The sequence below is a fragment of the Roseivirga ehrenbergii genome, from assembly GCF_001593005.1.
Classification (GTDB): domain Bacteria; phylum Bacteroidota; class Bacteroidia; order Cytophagales; family Cyclobacteriaceae; genus Roseivirga; species Roseivirga ehrenbergii.
Window position 1 is genome coordinate 602,399 of sequence record NZ_LQZQ01000045.1, and the last position, 22,112, is coordinate 624,510.

At 38.4% G+C, this 22,112-nt stretch carries 19 protein-coding genes; 8 read left to right on the plus strand and 11 right to left on the minus strand.

Features of this window, described 5'->3' with window-relative positions; genetic code table 11:
- The first annotated feature begins 207 nt into the window (after nt 1-207).
- From MB14_RS12845 to MB14_RS12865, 5 genes are all read left to right on the plus strand, one after another.
- Nucleotides 208-2,364, plus strand: a complete 2,157-nt coding sequence (locus tag MB14_RS12845) for an AAA family ATPase (protein WP_062592190.1) — start codon at nt 208-210, stop codon at nt 2,362-2,364.
- On the plus strand, nt 2,361-4,268 hold the full coding sequence (locus tag MB14_RS12850) for a UvrD-helicase domain-containing protein (RefSeq protein WP_062592192.1): 1,908 nt from the start codon (nt 2,361-2,363) through the stop codon (nt 4,266-4,268). Before MB14_RS12845 ends, MB14_RS12850 begins: the two co-directional genes overlap by 4 nt.
- A 7-nt stretch (nt 4,269-4,275) precedes the next feature.
- The gene (locus tag MB14_RS12855; protein ID WP_132643993.1) at nt 4,276-7,575 is read left to right on the plus strand and encodes an SNF2-related protein; all 3,300 of its coding nucleotides are present in this window, start codon (nt 4,276-4,278) and stop codon (nt 7,573-7,575) included.
- Nucleotides 7,576-7,612: 37 nt separating this feature from the next.
- Nucleotides 7,613-7,987, plus strand: a complete 375-nt coding sequence (locus tag MB14_RS12860) for a hypothetical protein (RefSeq protein ID WP_062592196.1) — start codon at nt 7,613-7,615, stop codon at nt 7,985-7,987.
- Nucleotides 7,988-8,165: 178 nt separating this feature from the next.
- Entirely contained in the window at nt 8,166-8,804 is a 639-nt protein-coding gene (locus MB14_RS12865) for a hypothetical protein (protein ID WP_132643992.1), read from the plus strand.
- 286 nt (nt 8,805-9,090) lie between these two features.
- On the opposite strand, the gene MB14_RS12870 is transcribed toward MB14_RS12865, so the two are convergent.
- From MB14_RS12870 to MB14_RS12885, 4 genes are all read right to left on the minus strand, one after another.
- Nucleotides 9,091-10,260: a tetratricopeptide repeat protein gene (locus MB14_RS12870; protein WP_062592199.1), complete on the minus strand. Its 1,170-nt coding sequence runs from the start codon at nt 10,258-10,260 to the stop codon at nt 9,091-9,093.
- 29 nt (nt 10,261-10,289) lie between these two features.
- Nucleotides 10,290-12,836, minus strand: a complete 2,547-nt coding sequence (gene gyrA / locus MB14_RS12875; RefSeq protein WP_062592201.1) for a DNA gyrase subunit A — start codon at nt 12,834-12,836, stop codon at nt 10,290-10,292.
- Between the two features lie 90 nt (nt 12,837-12,926).
- Nucleotides 12,927-14,042, minus strand: coding sequence for a hypothetical protein (locus MB14_RS12880; RefSeq protein WP_132643991.1), 1,116 nt, complete (start codon nt 14,040-14,042; stop codon nt 12,927-12,929).
- A 109-nt stretch (nt 14,043-14,151) separates the two neighbouring features.
- On the minus strand, nt 14,152-14,616 hold the full coding sequence (locus MB14_RS12885; protein ID WP_062592205.1) for a hypothetical protein: 465 nt from the start codon (nt 14,614-14,616) through the stop codon (nt 14,152-14,154).
- A 255-nt stretch (nt 14,617-14,871) separates the two neighbouring features.
- Here MB14_RS12885 and MB14_RS12890 point away from each other — a divergent pair, with 255 nt between their 5' ends.
- A complete protein-coding gene (locus tag MB14_RS12890; protein ID WP_062592752.1) occupies nt 14,872-15,219 on the plus strand; it encodes an arsenate reductase family protein in 348 nt (115 codons plus the stop codon).
- Between the two features lie 8 nt (nt 15,220-15,227).
- Here MB14_RS12890 and rpe read toward each other — a convergent pair whose 3' ends face one another.
- The 5 genes from rpe to MB14_RS12915 all read right to left on the minus strand — a co-directional run bounded on the left by rpe (nt 15,228) and on the right by MB14_RS12915 (nt 18,896).
- Nucleotides 15,228-15,884, minus strand: a complete 657-nt coding sequence (rpe, locus tag MB14_RS12895; protein WP_053222609.1) for a ribulose-phosphate 3-epimerase — start codon at nt 15,882-15,884, stop codon at nt 15,228-15,230.
- Nucleotides 15,885-15,899: 15 nt separating this feature from the next.
- The gene (locus MB14_RS12900) at nt 15,900-17,504 is read right to left on the minus strand and encodes a S8 family serine peptidase (RefSeq protein ID WP_062592206.1); all 1,605 of its coding nucleotides are present in this window, start codon (nt 17,502-17,504) and stop codon (nt 15,900-15,902) included.
- Nucleotides 17,497-18,216 carry a hypothetical protein gene (locus MB14_RS12905; RefSeq protein ID WP_132643990.1) on the minus strand — a complete coding sequence of 240 codons (720 nt, stop codon included), beginning with the start codon at nt 18,214-18,216 and terminating at the stop codon, nt 17,497-17,499. The genes MB14_RS12900 and MB14_RS12905 overlap by 8 nt, the downstream gene beginning before the upstream one ends.
- 118 nt (nt 18,217-18,334) lie before the next feature.
- Nucleotides 18,335-18,577: a DUF6952 family protein gene (locus MB14_RS12910; RefSeq protein ID WP_062592210.1), complete on the minus strand. Its 243-nt coding sequence runs from the start codon at nt 18,575-18,577 to the stop codon at nt 18,335-18,337.
- Between the two features lies 1 nt (nt 18,578).
- Nucleotides 18,579-18,896, minus strand: a complete 318-nt coding sequence (locus MB14_RS12915) for a thioredoxin family protein (protein WP_053222613.1) — start codon at nt 18,894-18,896, stop codon at nt 18,579-18,581.
- A gap of 166 nt (nt 18,897-19,062) precedes the next feature.
- On the opposite strand from MB14_RS12915, the gene trpF reads away from it, so the two are divergent.
- Both trpF and MB14_RS12925 read left to right on the plus strand, forming a co-directional pair.
- A complete protein-coding gene (trpF, locus tag MB14_RS12920; protein ID WP_062592212.1) occupies nt 19,063-19,662 on the plus strand; it encodes a phosphoribosylanthranilate isomerase in 600 nt (199 codons plus the stop codon).
- A 59-nt stretch (nt 19,663-19,721) separates the two neighbouring features.
- The gene (locus MB14_RS12925; RefSeq protein ID WP_062592214.1) at nt 19,722-20,249 is read left to right on the plus strand and encodes a SixA phosphatase family protein; all 528 of its coding nucleotides are present in this window, start codon (nt 19,722-19,724) and stop codon (nt 20,247-20,249) included.
- Here the strand turns inward: MB14_RS12925 and MB14_RS12930 are convergent.
- The gene (locus MB14_RS12930) at nt 20,246-21,145 is read right to left on the minus strand and encodes a lysylphosphatidylglycerol synthase transmembrane domain-containing protein (RefSeq protein ID WP_062592216.1); all 900 of its coding nucleotides are present in this window, start codon (nt 21,143-21,145) and stop codon (nt 20,246-20,248) included. The genes MB14_RS12925 and MB14_RS12930 overlap by 4 nt on opposite strands.
- Nucleotides 21,126-22,070, minus strand: coding sequence for a glycosyltransferase family 2 protein (locus tag MB14_RS12935; RefSeq protein WP_062592754.1), 945 nt, complete (start codon nt 22,068-22,070; stop codon nt 21,126-21,128). Before MB14_RS12935 ends, MB14_RS12930 begins: the two co-directional genes overlap by 20 nt.
- Nucleotides 22,071-22,112 lie beyond the last annotated feature (42 nt).

A 22,112-nucleotide genomic window follows, 5' to 3' on the forward strand; every position in this document is an offset into this window, starting at 1 on the left:
TTGTGATATTTGTTAAAGGATTTGCAATTATCAAGTAAAATGAGTTTTACTCATAACGGGTCAATAAAGCCTTTCTCAGAAGCAGTTAGAAAAACCACACTCTTATTTTACTTCATCTAGAAAAGTTTCCTTGTTTGATTATCAAACTATCTATTAAAATTAAAAAGAGTATCTTGAATAAATTCTGGATATTAAAACAATAGACACATGAAGATTGAAAGGGTTGACATAAAAAATTACAGACTCTTAAGGGACTTTTCCATTGAATTAGAAGATGACCTTTCATTAATTGTCGGGAAAAATAACACCGGAAAAACTTCCTTACTCACAGCCTTGGATCGGTTCTTGACTGGCTCCGATCGAAACAAGTTTTCTTTTGATGACTTTAACCTGGATCTCAAAAGTGAGATTAAAACGCAAGTAAAATCAGACTTGCCAGATAAGGACAAGTATACTCCATTGGGTATTAGGCTGAATTTGTTGATACGATACTCTGAATCGGATAGCCTTGCCAATCTGAGCCGTATTATGACCGACCTTGACCCAGATCACTATTACATCAATCTTGAGTTCGGTCTATTATTGGAACATGACTCCTTAAAGCAATTGAAAAGCGACTATGCTGAATTTCAAACTAACGAGAAACAGAAGGAGGCCAAAAAAGAAGGTTATAAGGCGCGAGATCTATTTTATTTCCTTCACTCAAACCTGATTGAGTATTTCAAATTATCTAAAAAGTCTTTGTCATGCTCCAAAGCTACAGGACAGCCGGATGGAAAATTCTTTATTGATCTTGGTGGAGAGAACAACATTTCATTGAAGAATTTAATTCAGTTCAGGTATATAAGTGCAAGGCGCGATGTTACCAACAAGGAACAAAACAGCACGCTTTCTCTTCAGACTTCGCGCATTTATGAGAAAACTGAGGCTACAGACAAGCAAAATGAGCATATAGCCAACTTTAAAGATGCCTTGGGAGACACTGATTTGGCGTTGACCAAAGTATATGATGAGCTATTCAAGGAGACAGTGGATAAAGTCAGCAAGTTTGGAGGTATAGCCGAAGGTGATTCCAAGATCAGTATCAATTCCACACTACAGCATAGAGATTTGCTAAAAGGCAATACCACAGTGATGTATAGCCATGGGGAGCATACTTTTCCTGAATTCTACAATGGACTGGGCTACATGAACTTGATCAGCGTCATCTTCGAAATTGAAATTCTCCTAAAGGAATTTAAGAAAACCAAATATGAAGTGCCAGCCGATATAAACCTTCTGTTTATAGAGGAACCCGAAGCGCACACCCACCCTCAAATGCAATATGTGTTTATTAATAACATAAAAGGGTTATTAAAAGAAGGTATCAAGAGGGAAGATGGTGCAAACCGAAACCTTCAAACGGTCATTACCACCCACTCATCTCACATTGCTTCCGAAAGCGATTTTAACGACATACGGTATCTAAAAAAAGTGAACGACACCAGTGTGATAGCTAAAAATCTCAAAGCTTTGGAAGCGGAATATGATTCAGCAGGAGAAGAAGAAAATTACAGGTTCTTAAAGCAGTATTTAACTCTAAACAAAGCAGAACTATTTTTTGCAGATAAAGCAATTCTCATTGAAGGTGATACGGAACGAATCATCCTGCCGGCAATGATGAAAAAGATAGATCAAGCTGAAAGTGAGTCTCCGTTACTATCTCAGAATATTTCAATAGTAGAAGTCGGAGCCTATTCACAGGTATTCGAGAGATTCATCGATTTTATTGGACTCAAAACATTAATAATCACAGATATTGATTCAGCAGAGGTAGTAACCAAACCAGTGGCTGGAAAAGACAAAACAACCAGGGAAGCCTGTAAAGTGAGCGATCCCAAAGCCGAGTTTTCCACCAATTATTCATTAAAATTCTTCTTGAATACCGACTCACTTGCTGAATTAAAAGGTTTTGATCTGGATCAGAAGAGGGTTGAAAAAACAGAAGAGGCAGAGGGAAAAAAATGGAAAGTAAGTTCAACCGGTAATGTTCAGCTCGTTTTTCAAACTCAAGAAGCGAATGAAGCAGGTGAGGAGTACCACGCTCGAAGCTTTGAGGATGCCTTTTTCCATGTAAACAAGGCGTTTATTAAAGACCCTCATAACAAGTTTCCCTCCCTTACGCAGAAGCACCTTAAAACCTTTCGGAATGATAAGATGCATGTCTATGAATTTGCTGAAAAGGCTATAGGCAGCAAACCATCATTCGCAATTGAGATACTACTCAATAGCAAAACTAATAAGGCAGGTATTGAATTCAGCAATTGGGAAATACCTGCTTATATAAAAGAAGGTCTCACTTGGTTAAGAGATATTAAGGTATGACTGAGATAGAGGAAATTTTCGATCATATCCACAACGGTAGGAACTTCCTTTTGAGTGGTGGAGCCGGAAGCGGAAAGACCTACACCTTGGTGGAGGTCATAAAAAGAGCCATTGAAGAAAACCCAAGTGCCATGATAGCTTGCATGACCTATACCAATGCCGCTGTAAAAGAAATCGAGGAAAGGGTTGGGCATGAGCATTTAAACGTTACCACCATCCACGATTTTCTTTGGGATCAGATCAAACACTTTCAAAAAGAGCTCAAGCTTTGTTTGGTTGAATTGGCCAATGAAGAAGAAATAAAAGTCATAAAAGTGGATGGTGTTGATCCAGTACCAAATGACTATTTCGACAACTTAGAAGATGGCATTCAATACAAAGAATACTCTAGGATTAATCAAGGTGTAATTTCTCATGATGAAGTCATTGCATTAAGCAATCGAGTTTTTGAACGCTACCCAAAGTTGGGAGATATGGTCAAAGACAAGTTCAAGTTCATCTTCGTGGATGAGTATCAAGACACCCAGATCGATGTTGTACGCATTTTCCTGGACCACTTCAAGTTAACCAAGAAAAGAAATATCATCGGTTTTTTTGGTGATGCCATGCAATCGATATATGATAAGCGCATTGGCCGACTGGATGATTACAGGGGCACTGAAGAAGGACAGGTAAGAGAGGTTCAAAAGCGGCAGAACAGGAGAAACCCAAAACTCATTTATGAGCTGGCCAACCAATTAAGAACAGACGGATTGGTGCAGATCCATTCATCCGATAATTCTGCTCCAAACATGACGGGCGGGAATGTGAAAGAAGGTGAGATCACTTTTCTCTATTCAGCATCCGGAAATATCGATGATGTAAAAGCCCATTTAGCCTGGGACTTTGCTAACTCAAAAGAAACCAAGGAGTTAAATCTTACTCATAATCTGATAGCAGATAAGGCCAATTTTCAAACCTTGATGAATATTTATGACAAGGACAAAATCCTGGAATACAAGAAGCGCATTAAGGACTACATAAAGGATCATCCTGTTGATTGGGATCTGAGCGAAATGACCTTCGGTGAAGTGATTGAAAGACTTAAAGAAGGCAAAAAGGGGAGGGAATTGAAAAAGGTTGAACCAACTCCTACACAACAGGAGTTCATAGATATGCACACAAGCCTTTATCAGGTGGCCTTGGATATGGAATACGAAGCCTTTTCAAGAGTCTATGTAGATAAAGATCAACTGCTCGATGATAAAAAACAGGATGAAGACGACATTAATAAAAAGGGTAGCAAGCGTGATAACCTGATCCGGCATTTATATCGCCTTCAAGAAGTCATTTGGCTTTACCAAAACCAGAGATACTATGAGTTTTTAAGGGCTACTGATCATAAAGGCCAACTAAATACGGTGGCCGAAAAACGAAACCTAAAAAATAAAATTGAAAGTCTCGTTGATGTCGGGGAAAAGACAATCGGAAAAGTCATACAAGAAGCAAATGATTTTGGAATCTGTTTGATAGATGATAAGCTAAATAGATTCTCAGAGAATCAGAAATACATTTATGATCAGGTGATAAAAGTCCCATTCAAAGAGTTTCAAGCTTTGTTTGATTACTTGGAAGGCCGCACTCCATTTTCAACACAACACAAAACTAAAGGGACAGAATTTGACAATGTCCTAGTCATTCTGGACAATGGAGGTTGGAATAATTACAACTTTGAATATCTCTTTACAAACAGAACGGATAAGGCCAGTGTGCTTGAGCGTAGTCAGAAGATTTTCTATGTCTGCTGTACACGAGCTAAAGAACGCTTAGCAGTTTATTATCATGCTCCTGGTCAAGCAGTTATCGATAAGGCCATTGAATGGTTCGGTGTGAAGAATGTTGTCAACTTAGACGAAACCCATTGAGTCTCCTTTGAAAGCGAAAAAAGCCACCTACAACAGGAACATAGAAATGCCGGATGACCCAAGCATCATAGTAGAAAACTCCCAATTGACCTTGGAGTTTAAGGAGCCTGTTGAGCCATATATGAGATGGCCTTCACAAGAGGTTTTTCCATTAAACATTGAGGAAGTAAACAAAAGAGTTGGAGACGTATTGATGGGAGATTTAAGTGTCGCTAAGGAGTTCATTTTGCTCACCGGGTATACTTCACTTTCTCACCTAATAGACACCTTCGGAAAAGACGACTACAACAATATCAGAACAATCCGAATAGTGCTCGGCTTTGACCCAAATTTTAGAGGTAGAAAGCGATACCACATAAAGCCGCTTGACAAAGAGATCAAGGAATACTGGCTAAAAAAAGGACTTTCTATTTTACAGGGTGGGAGTGTAATTAACCTGATCGAAAAGATAAAATCCCACAGAGTTCAGGTAAGGTTTTTCAACAAGCTCCATGCAAAGATTTATGTAAGCCATAAGATGGCGATGCTTGGTTCTTCGAACTTCAGTAACAACGGATTATTGAAGCAAACCGAGGCTAACTATCGAGTTCTTGTAGACGAACACGCAAGTGTTCATGAGGACATCAAGCTTATAGCCGACAATTACTTTAAGAAGGCTACGCCATACCATGAGTTGATTGACCTTCTCGAAAACCTGATACAACCTGTGGGTTGGAAGGAAGCACTGGCGAGAGCTATTCATGAAGTAATAGAAGGTGGCTGGCTGTCAGATTTTGGAACCCTCAGCAGCAAGTTGGAAAATGTCAAATTGTGGCCTACTCAAAAAAGAGGGCTGGCACAAGCTCTCTCCATTTTACAGGAGAATTCTAATGTGTTGATAGCTGACCCAACCGGTGCAGGAAAAACGAAGATGTGTTCCACCATAATACTTGCACTTAAGAATTGGCTATGGGAGAATGGAAGAAAAGAAAGTGATAACTCAGTTATTGTTTGTCCTCCGCTCGTCATAGACAAGTGGAAAAAGGAGTTTAAAGGTCTGGCCACCGTTTCTAACAATCAAATTTCTAATGGTACGCTGAGTAACGGCAAGCAAAAGTCATTCAGAGATGCTGAAGAAGACCTAAACCTCGCTAACATTCTGGCAGTTGATGAAGCTCACAACTACCTCAATATTAAGTCCAAGAGGAGTATAGCTATCAGAAAGAACAACGCGGATTTCAAGGTTTTGATTACCGCAACACCAATCAATAAAAAGGTTGATGATCTTTTGAAAATAGTAGAGCTTTTGGATGTAGACAATTTAGGTGACGAGAGCTTTGAATCGTTTCGAAACCTGAAGGCAAGACCAGACTTGAGGCAAGATGAGGACATCAATAACCTTAAGCAATTCATCAGCAAATTCACTATAAGAAGAACAAAAGGAGAAATAAACAAGCAAATTGATCAAGAACCTCATCTATACGAAAATGCTCTTGGTGATACGTGTAAATTCCCTGATCAAATTCCAGTTCCATATCGTACCAACGAAACCAAATCGGATCAGGTAATTGCTTCGAAAATCAGCGAATTATGCACCCGGCTAAAGGGAATTAGCTACCTCAAGCAAATCAACAATTCCAAATACTTCATTTCAGAAGATGAAAAACAAGCTTACATAGACAGACGGTTTCTGGCAGCCAAACACCTTTCTATCTATATGATTCGATACCGTTTGCGCTCATCTAAAATGGCATTGATTGAGCATATATTAGGTGCAAGCGATGCTACTCAACTAGAACATTTTGAATATAAAAAGAAGCAATCCAACAAGGTCAAAATCAAGATACTTGATACTATAATCACTAAAAACACGAAGCCTCGAATCAGCAGTGATTTTAAAGACTGTGAGTTTCCTAGTTGGTTCACAAACCTCAATGAATACACTCAAGCCTGTAAGGAGGAGAAAGCACTTTATGTACAAATTGCTACCCTTGCTAAACAGCTATCAAACGAAAGAGAAAAGGGAAAAGCCAAACTGTTGGTTGAACAACTCAATGATCATCGAAAGGTGATCGCCTTCGATAGTTGTTTAATCACACTGAGCTACCTCAAGCATCTTGTAAATGAGCATTCACCAAAGACTAAGGTTCTATTAGCTACCGGAGAAAGTGAGAAAGAATCAGACGAAGTCTTAGAGAAATTCCATTTGCTATCGGATAATGAAGAAAGCATAATCGCTCTATGTTCCGATAAAATGTCAGAAGGGGTTGACCTTCAAAAAGCTTCAGCCGTTACGCTTTTAGATTTGCCCAGTGTCATACGCATCGTAGAGCAGCGCTTTGGCAGAGTCGACAGAATGGATACACCTTTCTCAGAGATTGAAATGTACTGGCCTGATGATTCTGAAGAGTTTTCATTGAACGGAGATAAGAAACTAATGGAGTTGAACGATTTAGTTCATTCAACCATAGGTTCTAATTTCAAAATACCTGATCAACTCAAGTTCAAGCATTTCAGCAAATCAGAGTCTCTCCAGGAGATGATAGAGGAGTTTAAAGCCTATGAAAAAGCAGATGATTCTTGGGAAGGGATTTCAGATAGCTTTCGCTCAATAGTCAGTTTAAAGGAAGGAGATGACACCTTATTGACAGACGAAGAGTACAATGAGTTACGAAATGTAAAAGTAACCCTAAAAACAGGAGTGAGTTTTGTCGATAGTCCAGAAGAATGGTGCTTTATCGCATTAAGAGGCGACAAACAACATTCACCAAAGTGGTACTTTATTGAGCCAAAACAGAGCGAATCAATTCATACGGACTTTCCTGTCATCTGTGAATTGCTCAAGAAGTATCTTCGAAACAAAAATCAAGACAGCATTCAGTGGAATGATCATTATTTGAATAAGTACATACAACTGTTGAAGGACAATGAACTCGAGTTACTCTCACCCAAGAAAAAAAGAGCTATTCAGGTTGCAGAACAGATTTTAACGAAGCGATATAATCAACGAAATATTCCGAATGACGAGCGAAAAATCATTCAAAGGCTACTGCAATTATTTGACAGGAAGAAGAACTTCATTGATTTTGATGCATTTTCAAAAACCTGGATTGAGTTTTTGCAACCATATTTAGATGACAAAAGGGGTAGGAATAAAGACAGAAGAAAGGTGTTCAATCTTAATGACTTAAACACTCCATACGAGATAAGAAGGATTGAATTTGATGTGGAAACATTAACTGAGATATATGAGGAAACCCCGGTCTATGAAGAAATTGACTTCAAAATCGCATCGTGTATTGTCGGGGTTCCTACTAAACAATCTTAAAAAGTATTTCAGATTAGTTGAACTAAATTACGAGAAAATGCATAAGTCATATAGCCACGAACTAAATCACCCAGAAGACTTTAGGGTAAAATACCGCTTCTACAGCAAAGAAGAAGGAGGGAGGAAGACTCTTCCATTTCAGGGTTATCGCTCAGATTTTTGGTACAACAGATTAGGAAACCAATCTGTGAGCCAATTATTTATGATATGGCCTGAGTTTGAAGATGAAAATGACCACGAAGTTCCAGCACAAGGAACCGCCAAAATGTGGATTTTAGATCCTTCTATGAGAGATTTTCACCGAGAGACTATCAGTGTTGGACTAGAAGGATTCTTTATGGAGGGTCCACGAAGAGTTGCTGAGTGTGAGGTTATTGAAATCGTTGGATTAATGGATAACCCAAGGGCTTAGCACTAATCTATTATGTTAAATAGAGACTCCGTTAAAACGGGCGCGCTGGCGAAGGAATCGCGGGGATGCGCCCGCCTTGTGTGGCTGGACGATTATTCCTTCTTGAATTCTTTGTTTACTTTCTGTTTCAAGACAGAAAGTGAAAGCCCAGCGGCTTGAGCGCACAAGACAAATTACAATGAATAAAATAATAGTCATCGGAACTACGCATTCTGAAAAGGGGAGATGTACTTCTGATTCACTATATAATATTCTAAAAGATATAAAGCCTCAAGTTCTCTATTTAGAGGCAAAACCTATTGATTATAAAAAAGTCTTGAAGAATCAGCTTCAGGATAGTTTAGAGACGCAAGCGATCAAACAATATTTGATGACTCAAACACTCAATCACCATGCTGTTGATCTAAATGATATGCCTAGCCGTGAAAAATTCCGAAAAATGCTAAACACATTTAATAGGAACCCTGAATATCAAAGAGTTATGGATGAGTATAATGATTTATGTCACTTTCATGGTTTTAAATTTCTAAACAGCGCTAATGCTGACCAAATGCAGGATTATCTGAATTTTCTTGAATCAGATATAGTAAAGTCAATAAACAATAAAGAACTAACTGATATCTACAATGAAGCATTGGATTTACATACATCTCGTGAGAATCACTGGATATCTAAGATTACAGAACAGCAGGCTAAAACAGAATTTCAGGAAGGGGTTTTTCTTGTAGGCGCTGGTCATAGAGTAACCATTAAGGAGAAACTGGATTTATTAAAGCAATCAACCATTCATTGGGATTTTGAATATTTCCGGAGCTAAACAAAGCGATGGCTCACATGTGTTTTGACAAGCAAATTCCTAAAGCCGGTGAATCGAATATTCGAAGACAATTTGTACTAAAGGACGTACACTAGAAAATAGAGCATCTGCTTTGGCTGGCAAATCTTATGTGATGGGCTGGCCAATGGCTGGAACAGACACAGCGCGGTGGGTAGAATAAAATGGTTTACGGGAATTACTATAATTGTTATATAATTTATATTATGTTAAATAAGTATGCTAAAGAATAAGGGAGATCGTTAAACCTCCCTTTCTCTTTATATTATTATTCCCCTCCGTCTAGGGCTTCAATTCTTGCTAGGATTGCATCTCTTTTCGCATCCATTCCCAACTGATCATATACAGTACTTAAAGGGTTAAGAATGTAAATATCATTTGGTTTAGATTTCTCTGCTTTCTCGAAGTGAGGTAATGCCAATCTAAACTTAGCATAAGCCTCTTCTCTTTTCTTATCGTACTCTGCATTGTCAGTAATGTCGTTTGCAGCTTTTAAGATTTCAACACCTTCGTTGAAATAAACACTACCTACAACATAAGAAGCATCTGGATAATCAGGCTGTAACTCTAATGCCTTACTAGCAGACTCTAAAGCGGCAGGATAATCTCCGGCATTATACTGTAAGAATGCAAGTGTATAGTAAAGAATAGCAGTTTTATCACCATTGTCAATGTTCTTCTGGATTCCAGCAATCGCCTCATCTAATTTGTCACCTTGAATCAAGATATCAATTTCGAAGTCTCTGTATACCTTTTCATCTGGAAATGCCTTCTGAGCCATTCTAGCATACTTCAAAGCGTTATCAAAATCCTTTTTGGTAAGATACATGTCGATAAGACCGTTGTAAGCGAAATTGGTATTCTCAAACTCTTCAGTTGATTCTACTACTCTAGTATAATACTTAATCGCATCATCCACCTTATCTGCATTATAAGCGCTATAACCTGCATAGAAGTTCATGATCACATCTGCTTTAATATCAGCTGATAAGCTGAAGTACTTATATGCATTTTCGAAATCGTCAACTTCGAAGTAATCGTTTCCTTTTTTGTTTAAAAGGTTTTGAAGAAAGATAAAACCTTCACCACCACCAATAAAGTCATTGTTGTTATTCATTACTGGCGGAAAATATAAGTCTTCCTTAAGGTCTGCGTCTCCCTTTTCCACCGCAGTGTTAAAGTAAGCGAATGATTCTTTAGCAAGGTCAATATTCTCCATATCAGCTTTAAACTGATACATCTTTGCCTTTCCAAGGATTACATACACCTCTGCATCGTCTTTGGTTTCAGCATTTTCTGAGGCCTGTTTGGCCAATGTAAGTGCTTCTGCGTATTCGCCTTTTTTCAGCGCCTTTTCGGCACTTTTTAGCACTTTCTTTTGTCCGTATACCCCCGCTACAAAAAACAATAGCAAGGCGGTAAAAAATAGCTTTTTCATGTTTTCTAGTCTCTTGTTTAATTTAAAATTTACTCTTCTGTTTTACTTTCATTTTGGTTTTCGCCTTCAACTTCTGGTGTGTCAGTAGAACCTTCGATTGATTCTACATTTTCTACCTCATCTTCTGATTCTATTTTTTGAATCTTCTCAACTGATGAAATAGCATCACCTTCGTTTAAGCGTATAAGTTTAACACCTTGGGTGGCCCTTCCCATTACTCTAAGTGAATCCACTGATATTCTAATGGTAATTCCTGATTTGTTAATGATCATAAGGTCATCGCTATCGACTACCTCTTTAATGGCCACAAGGTTACCCGTTTTCTCAGTAACGTTAATGGTTTTTACTCCCTTACCTCCTCTTTTGGTAATTCGGTAATCTTCTATTGGTGAGCGCTTACCATATCCGTTTTCAGACACAACTAATAGGTTAGCTTCTTCTCTGTTTACACATACCATGCCAATCACCCTGTCGTCTTCGCCAGCAAGCCTAAACGCTCTTACTCCTGCTGCTGTTCTACCCATTGGTCTAACATCACTCTCATGGAAGTGAATTGCCCTACCAGATTTAGCTCCGATAATGATGTGATTATCACCGTTTGTGAATTTGACCTCAAGTAAGCGATCTCCTTCGTTAATAGTTATCGCATTTATACCATTGGTACGTGGACGAGAATAAGCCTCTAAAGAAGTCTTTTTAATGGTTCCGAGTTCGGTGCACATTACTACATAATTGTTATTAATGTAGTCTTCATCCTTTAGGTTCTGAACATTGATTACTGCTCTGATTCTATCACCTGGTTCTATATTGATCAGATTTTGTACTGGTCGTCCTTTAGCAGTTTTACTACCTTCAGGTAATTCCCAAACTTTTTTCCAGAACACTTTACCAAACTCTGTAAATATGAGTAGGTAATCGTGGGTCATTCCAGTGAAGAGGTATTCAGTAAAGTCATCTGTTTTCGAGCCAGCACCTTTAGAGCCAACTCCTCCTCTACCTTGAGTTTTATATTCAGACAACAATGTTCTTTTTACATAACCCAAGTGAGAAATAGTAATTAACATTTCCTCATTCGGAATCATGTCTTCCGCACTAAAATCTTCGTATGAATGAATGATGTCTGTTCTTCGCTCATCGCCATAGCGATCTCTGATCTCAATCAATTCATTTTTGATGATTTCCATCCTAAGCTCTTCTTTTTCAAGAATTTCCTTTAGGTGGTTAATCAGCTCCATAATCTCATCGTATTCCTTCTGAATTTTATCTCTTTCCAGGCCTGTCAGTCTTTGGAGACGCATTTCCAAAATGGCTTTTGCTTGAATTTCAGAGAGTTCAAACTTCTCCATCAAGCCATTTTTGGCTATTTCAGGATCTCTTGAATTCCTGATCAATGAAATCACTTCGTCCAAATGATCTAAGGCTATTAGATATCCTTCTAAAATGTGGGCTCTTTTTTCGGCTTCATTCAGTTCATACTGAGTTCTGCGAATAACTACTTCATGCCTATGTTCTACATAGTACTTGATTAAGTCTTTGGTGTTGAGGGTATGTGGTCTTCCTTTTACAAGGGCCACATTATTTACACTGAAAGAAGATTGTAGCTGAGTATATTTAAACAAATTGTTTAATACTACATTTCCAATAGCATCTTTCTTCAATTCATAAACAATACGCATTCCATTACGATCCGACTCGTCACGTAAATCCGATATGCCTTCAATTCTCTTTTCATTGATTAATGCAGCCGTCTTTTCAATCATACTGGCCTTATTCACCATGTATGGAATTTCCGTAACGATGATTCGCTCACGACCTGAAGGCATGGTTTCAATTTCTGATTTTGCTCTCAGAACAACTCTACCTCTTCCCGTTTCAAAAGCTGATTTTACTCCAGTATAACCATAAATGGTACCTCCCGTTGGGAAATCTGGTGCAGTTATATGCTGCATCAATTCCTCTGAAGATATATCATTGTTTTCTATGTAGGCAATGGTTCCGTTTACTACCTCGGTTAGGTTGTGAGGAGCCATATTAGTAGCCATACCTACTGCAATTCCTGAACTACCATTCAATAATAGATTTGGAAGCTTACCTGGAAGCACCGATGGTTCTTTTAAGGAATCATCAAAGTTGAATTGAAAATCAACGGTTTCTTTATTGATATCAGTTAATAGCTCATCTGCAATTCTCCTGAGTCTGGCCTCGGTATAACGCATAGCCGCAGGTGAATCACCATCTACCGAACCAAAGTTTCCTTGCCCATCGACCAATGGATAACGTAAAGACCAAGGTTGGGCCATACGCACCATAGTATCATATACTGATGAGTCGCCATGTGGGTGATACTTACCCAACACCTCTCCTACAATTCTGGCCGATTTTTTATATGGTTTGTTCCAGTTTACTCCAAGGTCTAGCATACCATAGAGTACTCTTCTATGAACGGGTTTTAGGCCGTCTCTTACATCTGGTAAAGCTCTTGAAATAATCACCGACATGGAATAGTCGATGTAGGCTCCCTTCATTTCATCTTCAATATTGATAGGGATGATTGTCTCGTTCGTTCCTTCTGCCATTTAGTCTAAAAATAGTTCGAAATATAATGTGGCAAGATACTAAAATTTGTTAGAGTAAAAGGGTAAAATGAAGACTAAAAATGGCGGTTTTTAATCGTTTCCTCCGCCATATTTTACTTTCTTCTTTCTGGTTTGGCCGAACTGGCCAGTACGTGGATTTTGCGGTTGGAATATAGACCTTCCACGATAGATTTTACCATTGAAAACATGCTCCATTTGTACACGGTTTGCTCCATGTCTATTTCTTGGATATGTTGGGTATTTAATGAGTGCCCCAATATCAATGGTAAACAGGCTTAGCGAGTGTGCTGTGGTGATGAATTCATCAGACAGACTGTATTTCCTCATTTCGAAAGAAGGGCGCATATAAAGCTTGAAATACTTCGAAACTTTCTTTTCAATGATGAACCCCACATTAAAGAAAGGGTCATAGGTCACTAAGTCTTGATTAAGATGTGACGATTTAGTTTTCCAAACTCCCCCACTGGCATCGACTAGGAAGGAGAAGTCCATAAAAGTGTAAGCATTGTACGTTAGTGATCCAAAGAGTTTGGTAGTCGAAATTTTGGTTTCAGGTATATTGAAATATCTCAACCTGTCGTCCACTTCTTGATAATTGACTGTATTCGTAAATTTTAATGCACCAGTACTTATTCCTAGGCCTACACGAAGCATTTCTTTATCGGACATTACGCGCTCGCCTGTTGTTTTTAACCTCAGCTTATCTACTTTATTTAAAGAGAAAGAAACTCTTAAAGTAAGAGGATTGATTCTTCCACTATTTTTATAAATCACTGAAGCCGTATCGGTTCTTACAATTTGAGAATCGTCATCAACTCTATAAATATTTGTGGGGGTCAAATCATTGAACCAGTTAGAATAGGCATTATATGGGCCTGAGGTAGATTCTTGACCAATGGGCATGATATATAACTGATCTCCTCTTGGATTGCGAACTACAGAAACATCCGTCAATTCATTTTGATACAGAAAGAAGCCATAGCCCTTTTCTAACTGTAGATTGAATTTATTGAGCATTACCCGCACAGGGCTTACCATTTTTGCCTCTTTGGGTTCGGTAGCCTCGCCTGGGGCAAAAGCTTGTACATCGCTTTTGTTTTTCTTTTTCCAAAATTGCGCATTCACCTCAGTAGAGGCTAATGATGAAAGTAGTACCAGAAGGATAAGTAAGCGTCCGTGTTTCAAGGTTTGCAATCTTTAGACTAATAAAGGAAAACTATCGGATTTATTATCAATGACAAATAAAAAAAGGCCGCATCACTGCGACCTTTCTGACTTAGTATGTTAAGGTTGATTAAGGTTTCTCTGATACTAACTCTGCCATCATGGCGTCAATTTTTGCTTTAGTGTCTCCACCACTAGCATATGCTTTTTTTACAGCATTGTATGCTGAAGCCCCTAAAGAGTATTTTGCTAAATTATTCACTACAACACCTGCTGCATCTGTTCTGTCTTTCACTCTCTTCTGAACAATACCGTAAAATTGTTTTTCGAAGTCTGAGGCATCTGCTGGTAATTTATTGATATCTCCTTTTGCTGCAGCATCCAACTCAGCGTATCTATTACCATCAATCCCCTCTTGCTTTTCAATCAGATCATTAACATATGGGCTAATTTTGTCCGTGATAGCTTTTTGTGCCAACATAATAATGGCATAGTCTTTCATGTCTTGATCAGTGATTCCTTGAGCTTTTACTGCGGTTGAAGACAAAGTTACCATCAAGCAAACCAATACAGCTTTCGTTAAGTTTTTCATCATGTTTTCTCCTCTTAGTCGTTTAGTGTTAATTTTGATTTTACAAATAATAGCATTCGATCAAATAATACAAGAGAAAAATTGCCTAATGACTTAATTGACCGATATTTTTTTTTGTGTTCGCCAATAGTTAGCACTATTTAACGATCTTTTTAGTTTATAGACCAGAAATGCTTAATCATTGCAAATGAAAAAACTAGATAGACTTTGCATTTAGTTTTTAGAATACAAATTAGAAACATGAACCCCAATAGCACTATGAAAAAAGTATACTATCTCTCCACTTGTTCTACTTGTAAACGAATAATGGATGAACTGAATCTGTCAGATTTCGAGAAGCAAGACATTAAAACAGAAGCCATCACTCCTGATCAGTTGGAGCAGATGAAGGAAATGTCGGGCTCTTATGAATCACTTTTCAGCAGAAAGGCAATGAAATTCAGATCGATGGGACTTAACGAGATGGATTTGGATGAAAAAGATTACCGTAAATACATTTTAGAAGAATACACCTTTTTAAAGCGCCCAGTATTTATAGTCAACAATCAGATTTTTGTTGGAAACAGTAAAAAGGTGGTAGAAGAATTAAAGGCCTCATTAAACTAAGGTCGCTACTACCCTATTCTTTTTAATTCTTCTATGGTAGCCAAAGGGTCGAGTGATTTAAACACGAAGCTTCCAGCTACAAGCACATCTGCACCTGCCTCCATTAACAGTGGTGCGTTAGTAGCATTTACTCCACCATCAATTTCAATTAGGGTTTTGGCATCGTTTTCGGCAATGATTTCTTTGAGTTGACGTACTTTTTTATACGTATTTTCAATGAATTTCTGCCCACCAAAACCAGGGTTAACCGACATTATACATACCATGTCGATGTCGCAGATAATATCTTCGAGTAACTGAACATTGGTATGAGGGTTTAATGCCACGCCCGCTTTACAGTCGAGCGACTTAATTACCTGAAGGGTTCTGTGTAAATGATCGCAAGCCTCGTAATGCACAGTAATAGTGGCTGCACCTGCATTTCTAAAGTCTTCCAAATAACGATCAGGCTGTTCGATCATTAAATGAACATCTAAAGGTTTTTTAGCATGCTTGTAAATGGCTTCGCAAACAGGTAGACCGAAAGAAATATTCGGTACAAACATTCCATCCATGACATCAACATGAATCCAGTCCGCTTGACTTTCATTCAACATTTCAACATCACGCTGCAAATTGGCAAAGTCGGCAGCTAAAACGGAAGGGGCTATAATGGGTGCGTTCATGCCCCAAATATAAGGCTAATATTTTATGATTTTCTTCTTGAAACTGGTTCTTTGGCCTTTGATTCTAAGAATATAGATTCCAGCCGTTTGATTGTTCAAATCAATCTTAACACGGTTACTGCTCATTTGTGGTTCAATGTGAAAGCTACTCACCTGCTGACCATTTATATCGATTAATGTTACAGTGGCAGATTCGCTCAAGAAACCCTCTGGAAAGACAAGGTTAATGAAGTTATCTGAAGTTGGGTTTGGGTAAACCAAAACTTCATTTTCTAACGGTTCAGGGGTAAAAGCCAATTCATAAGCCCTACCATAATTTGGTATACCATAGCCCAATTCATTGTCTGGGCTATTGAATTGATGACCACTTTTTCTAATTAAATCCAACAACTCTAGGTTAGTGAGTTCTGGAAAAGCTTGCCAAAGGCATGTTGCAAAGCCTGTTACCACAGGACCAGAAAACGAAGTTCCATTCTGAAATGAGATATTGCCAGAGGCGGTTATAACGGCTGTCCCCTGTCCTAATGCACTTACATCGGGTTTTATTCGGTTATCTGCAGAGGGGCCAAAACTGCTAAAACTCGCCCTAAAACCAGTAGCATCTATGGCGCCAACTGACAATAAGTTTTCACTATCGGAAGGTGCGGTTATAAAACGCCATACTTTATTTCCTTCATTTCCAGCACTGTTGATCAATGCTATTCCTTTAGTAGCTGCAATGTTAGCGGCTTTGGTGATGACTGCTGTTTCGCCATCCATATCGCTATAAGTATAACTCATAGTAGCATCATCAAACACACTGTAACCCAACGATGTATTGATAACATCTACTCCGACACTATCAGCCATTTCTGCAGCAAAAAGCCAATTATATTCTTCTACTCTGTACTCCCCAGCCCCTTCGGTAACACATAAAATATAATTGGCCGCTGGAGCTGCTCCCACATATTCACTTGGGTTGTTGGCCGCCAGAATGGATAAAACCCTTGTTCCATGTGATTCACTGTTTTCAACAATAGTGGTATTTGTCACATAATTCTTCTGTGCTACAATTTTGTTGGATGTAAATAAATGTTGCAATGCCGCAATTTGACCAATGTTCTGAAAACCACCATCAAACACTCCTACCAACATTCCCTGCCCTTCAAAACCATCTTCATGCATTTCATCGATACCTAGCATATTGTTTTGAAAATCTGCCGCTCCTGCGTTAGCAAACTTACTATTGGCTTCATCACCGCTTATGCCACCAGAAGGCACTTGGCCTGGCGCAACATATTCTACTCTTTCCACAAAAGATAAGGCTTCCACCAAATTCACAGATGAAGTTTCCATTTCAACCAAAATGCCATTCATCCATTTGCTTCGGTGAATTGCCTTAATACCTAAGTTGTTTAAGGCATCTATATAAGTTTGGTTTACGGGCAGGTCGTTTTCAACGATCGAGATACGCTGTTTTTCCCGTCTTTGAATTGATCTTTGGGATAGGTATTGACTTGGATTGCTAATGGAATATGGAGAGTTAAACTTATCGGTAAAGAAAACCATGTATCGGTCTTGGGCCGAAAGGCTAAAACCAATAAAGATTAATATTACAATTAGTTTAGTTTTTCTACTCATTTATAAAACCATGTGCATAAATGGTTTCTCTGTAAAATCTTCCCAATTCAATTTTTTCTTCGCCCAGGCATTCTTGGCGTGAACATATCTTTACTACATTATAGAGCTTAGAAATTAAGCCAATACTATCGGCATAAACTTCTCGTCTTATATCTCTAAATGTAATTCCATCCTCGTCATTTTCATGCTCTATGGTCATGGTAGAAGTAGTCTCTAAGTCATTATTCACCGCTATATTGGTAAGAACTCCAAAATTCAAGATTTTAAACTGATCGACTGCTTTAGTATTAAAGATATTTCCATCCCAAACACGACCTGTTTGAGAAGGGAAAACCATTTTAACCACAGAAATATTGTTCTCGATCGAAACGGCCCTATCCTTTTCTACCCGAGCCGTCCACACCGAATCTAATGCCCACGGTTGAGTATCGTTGTCGCGGGTTAAACGATGAATAATTCTAGATTCCTCTCCTTGGCTATTGACAAAAGACTCATGAACCTCTTCTCTCAATTGGTACACAAGTGTGTCGCTGATATCTACTGCTGAATACCTGATTTCGCGTACATTATATTCGCGATACTTATTCTCCACCATAAAGAAATAACTCTTTCCTTGATCGGCATCCAGTGCAGGAATTGGGTCTTCACCTGTTTGGCAAGATGAAAGTGCAAGAATGACAATGAAAAAGGATAAGCAGGCTTTTTTCCACATAGGACAAATATAGAACTTCAAAACAAACGAAATATCAATCGATACATTATAAAAAAAGTGGTACTGCAAATAATATTGCACTACCACTTTCATTCTTTGACCAAACAAATATAAGGGTTTAACTAATAGATGTTCTCACTTTTTGAGTGTATTCACGCAGGGCTGTTTTAAAATCAATCCCATTTTTTTCCATTTTCTCTAAAATAAAAATGGCCGCAAACACATGTGTAAGTTGCTCACCCTCATCATCTCCTTGAATTTCTATGGCTGGTTTCTGCTCTTCCATCAAAGCTTCTTCAGTCGCTTTTAAATCTTCTAAGGCGACTTCCTCAACTAATTTTTTTATTACCGGAATCTTCATTTCAATTCAATTTCGAAATCATTTCTACTACTTGATCTTCTTTATTCGAAGCGATGGTTTCTACCAACTCACCATTCTTAAAAATAGCGAAAGTAGGTAAATTAGATACTTTACCTAGGTTACGAGCAATTGGGCTTTCTTCGGCATCTACATCCAAGAATTTAATACCATCAAAACGCTCATCTGCTGATAGTCTTTTGAATTTCGGAGAAAACAATCTGCAGCTACCACACCAGCCAGCAAAATACTTTACTACCACTTTCTCATTTTCTTGAATTTCCTTTTCAAAACTCGTGTCGTTTACTAATACAACTGCCATTTGATATATTGTTCTTTGTTAAATATGCTTAAAAATCGAATTCTATTGCTGTCTCTGCAAAGTAATCAGAAGCTTTAAAATTGTATGCAAAACAGCATTAATTCTATTAGTTTTGCCAGCATTCCGAATTCAAACAATCAATTGATTATAGAAAAACTCAATAGGCATGGCATTAAGAACTTTTGTAAAAGTAAGCGGTATAAATAACCTGAGCGATGCTCGCTATTGTGCAGGCATGGAAGTAAATCAGCTTGGATTTGAAATTGAAGAGAGCGCATCTAATTACACTGATATTCAGAAATATAAAGAGATTACTGAATGGCTTTCTGGTGTAGAATATGTAGGTGAAATATCCTCAGCCGATAGTGTTATAAAAGTAGTAATTGAAGGTTATCAGTTAAACGCCATCCAAGTTGAACATATTGAACATATTAATGAAGCATTAGAAACGGGATTGGCAGTAAGCTTTTTAGCTCATGATATAGATTCGGTAAAAGCAGCTTGGGAAGCTTCAGGTGAAAAGTTAGCCTATGTGCTCCTCGATGCTTCTGAAATTGATCAAGACAGGCTTAAAAGCTTATCCAAAGACATTCCCGTAGTATTGGCCTCTGGATTTACAGCAGAAACCGTAACAGAATTGGCTAAAAGTGACCTGAAAGGAATATCCATTCAGGGAGGAAATGAAATAAGACCAGGCTATAAAGACTTTGATGAAATGGCTGATATCTTAGAGACCCTTGAGATTGACGACCTTGCCGATGAGTAGTTTCCTTTACTAAACGCTAAAAAACTTTTTCTATATTGGCTTGAAATAATAATCAGACCATGAAAAATTTTTTACTCGTTGCCTTATTCATTTTTTGCTTTTCAGGATGTTCCTCCGAGCAGTCAACTACTGAAGTACAAGTTGTAGAAGAAACCCCTTCTACCACCTTTATTCTTGTTCGTCATGCTGAAAAAGGAACGGATGACCCACGCGACCCATCATTAAATGAAGAAGGTAAGTTAAGGGCTGAAAAGCTACATCACATGCTATCATCGGCTGAAGTTACAGCGATCTATTCCTCACCTTATAAAAGAACCAGAGAAACAGTAGTTCCTCTAGCCTCCCAACTTGGACTTGAAATTCAAGAATATAACCCTAGCCAAAATAGTTTTGCTGATGATATAGTAAAGAACTACAAAGGAAAAACTGTTTTAGTGTCTGGTCATTCTAACACTGTTCCTAGTCTAGTCAATTATCTTTTAGGCGAAAAGAAGTTCGAACAGCTGGATGAAAGTGAATACAGTAAAATATTCATTGTTACAGTTGACACAGTAGGAAAAGCCAGAGTAATGGTTTTGAATTATTAATTGCCTTTGCTTTTTGCCTCAATAGATTTTACCTGACGCAAGTAAATTAGTCCAATGAGCGAGCTAAATAGCGTTATCAGGAAAAATAGCGAGGCAAAAGCCAATGCCGCATTCTTATCTAAGTTAAAGAGATCAGGAGCGGCTCCCAAAACCATTAGGCCTTCTCGTACACCAAGCCCACCGGGTAATGATATGGGAAATGCGGCAGCTACAGAGGAAGTCAAAAAGAGCGTGAAGTAGTCTAAATAACCATCGGTAACGCTCAGACTTTTCAACATGAAAAACGCACATAGCACCTGCAATAATTGCGAAATTAAAGCCTGTAGATTCGTAATATGGTTTACCTTCTTAAAGGTTGGGAAAAGAAAATAAACAAGAAGGTAATAGCAAGGATAAGCGATAATCAGTCCCACCCAAATGAGAAATCCGTAGCCTTCCATTAATCCATAGGCCTCTCCGCCAATAAGGGCCATCAGAAAAGTTAAGAAACCAAGTGCTACTACCCCACTGATACGATCGAGAAGTGTAGCTGCAATTAGGCCTTTAACGGGTGATTTAAAACGTTTATTGAGCAAGTACACTTTATAGCCATCTCCCCCAATTCCTCCGGGGAAAACCTGATTATAGAGCATTCCCACATAATATAACTTGAGGTTAAATTGGGTATTTAAATCAAGTTGAATAGCGCGAAAGAAATGATTGAGCCTAAATGCCGCTATTAGTTTGGATAAGTTAAATGCTAAAACGGCCAAAACAAGCCAGCCAATATCCACCCCTAAAAGTCGGTTCTTATACTCTTCTAAGTCGATTTCGCCAATTACAAAGTAAATAGCAACTACGGCTATCACCAATTGGGCGGCTAGCTTAAGCCATTTATTACGCTTCTGCTTGTCCAACAAAGACTTCTTTTAAACGATAGACTTTCTTGTCTTGCGACTCATAATAGGTGCGCATCATCAGTTCAGCAATTATTCCTACAGTTATAAACTGTATACCGCCAAGTAATAGAATGGCTCCTAACAACAATAATGGCCTGCCCCAAATATCTTCACCGTAACCAAACTTTACCACCAGTAGATAAATATTAATTAGCATACCAATACTGAAAGTCAAAATTCCTAAACCACCAAAAAGGTGCATTGGCTTTCTGAAGTACTTTTGGAAGAAGATCATCAACATCAAATCGGCCATTACTTTGAATGTTCGATTGATACCGTATTTAGATTCTCCGTGAATTCGTGCGTGGTGATTTACATTTACCTCGGTCATTTTAGCGCCTTGAAGTTTAGCTAAAACAGGGATAAAGCGGTGTAATTCACCATAAAGACCAAGGTTTTTGGCGATGTCCTTTTTATAAATTCTTAATGAACAACCATAATCTGAAAGACGAACATCCGTCAGGTTTCGGATCATCCAGTTGGCTATTTTACTCGGAAACTTACGCAACACAAAACCATCTTGACGATTGGCACGCACACCAGCCACTACATCAAATTCACCTTCTTCTAGTTTGGCAAGCATGGTAGGAATATCAGCAGGGTCGTTTTGCAAATCACCATCCATGGTTACGATGTATTCGCCTTGTGCCATATCAATACCAGCAGACATGGCAGTACTTTGACCATGGTTCTTATTGAAAATCAAAAGCTTGGTGCGATTGTTTGCAAAAGATTTGATGTTTTTTACGGTATCATCAGTAGAACCGTCATCTACTAAAATCAACTCGTAATCAATGCCTTCTAGGGCTTCGTATTCTTTCTGACAAAGGGGAATAACATTGTCTTCTTCGTTGTAAACCGTAACAACTACCGATAGCTTCATAGTGTATTTTTCTGCTTGCAAAATAAATGCTTTCAATCTTGA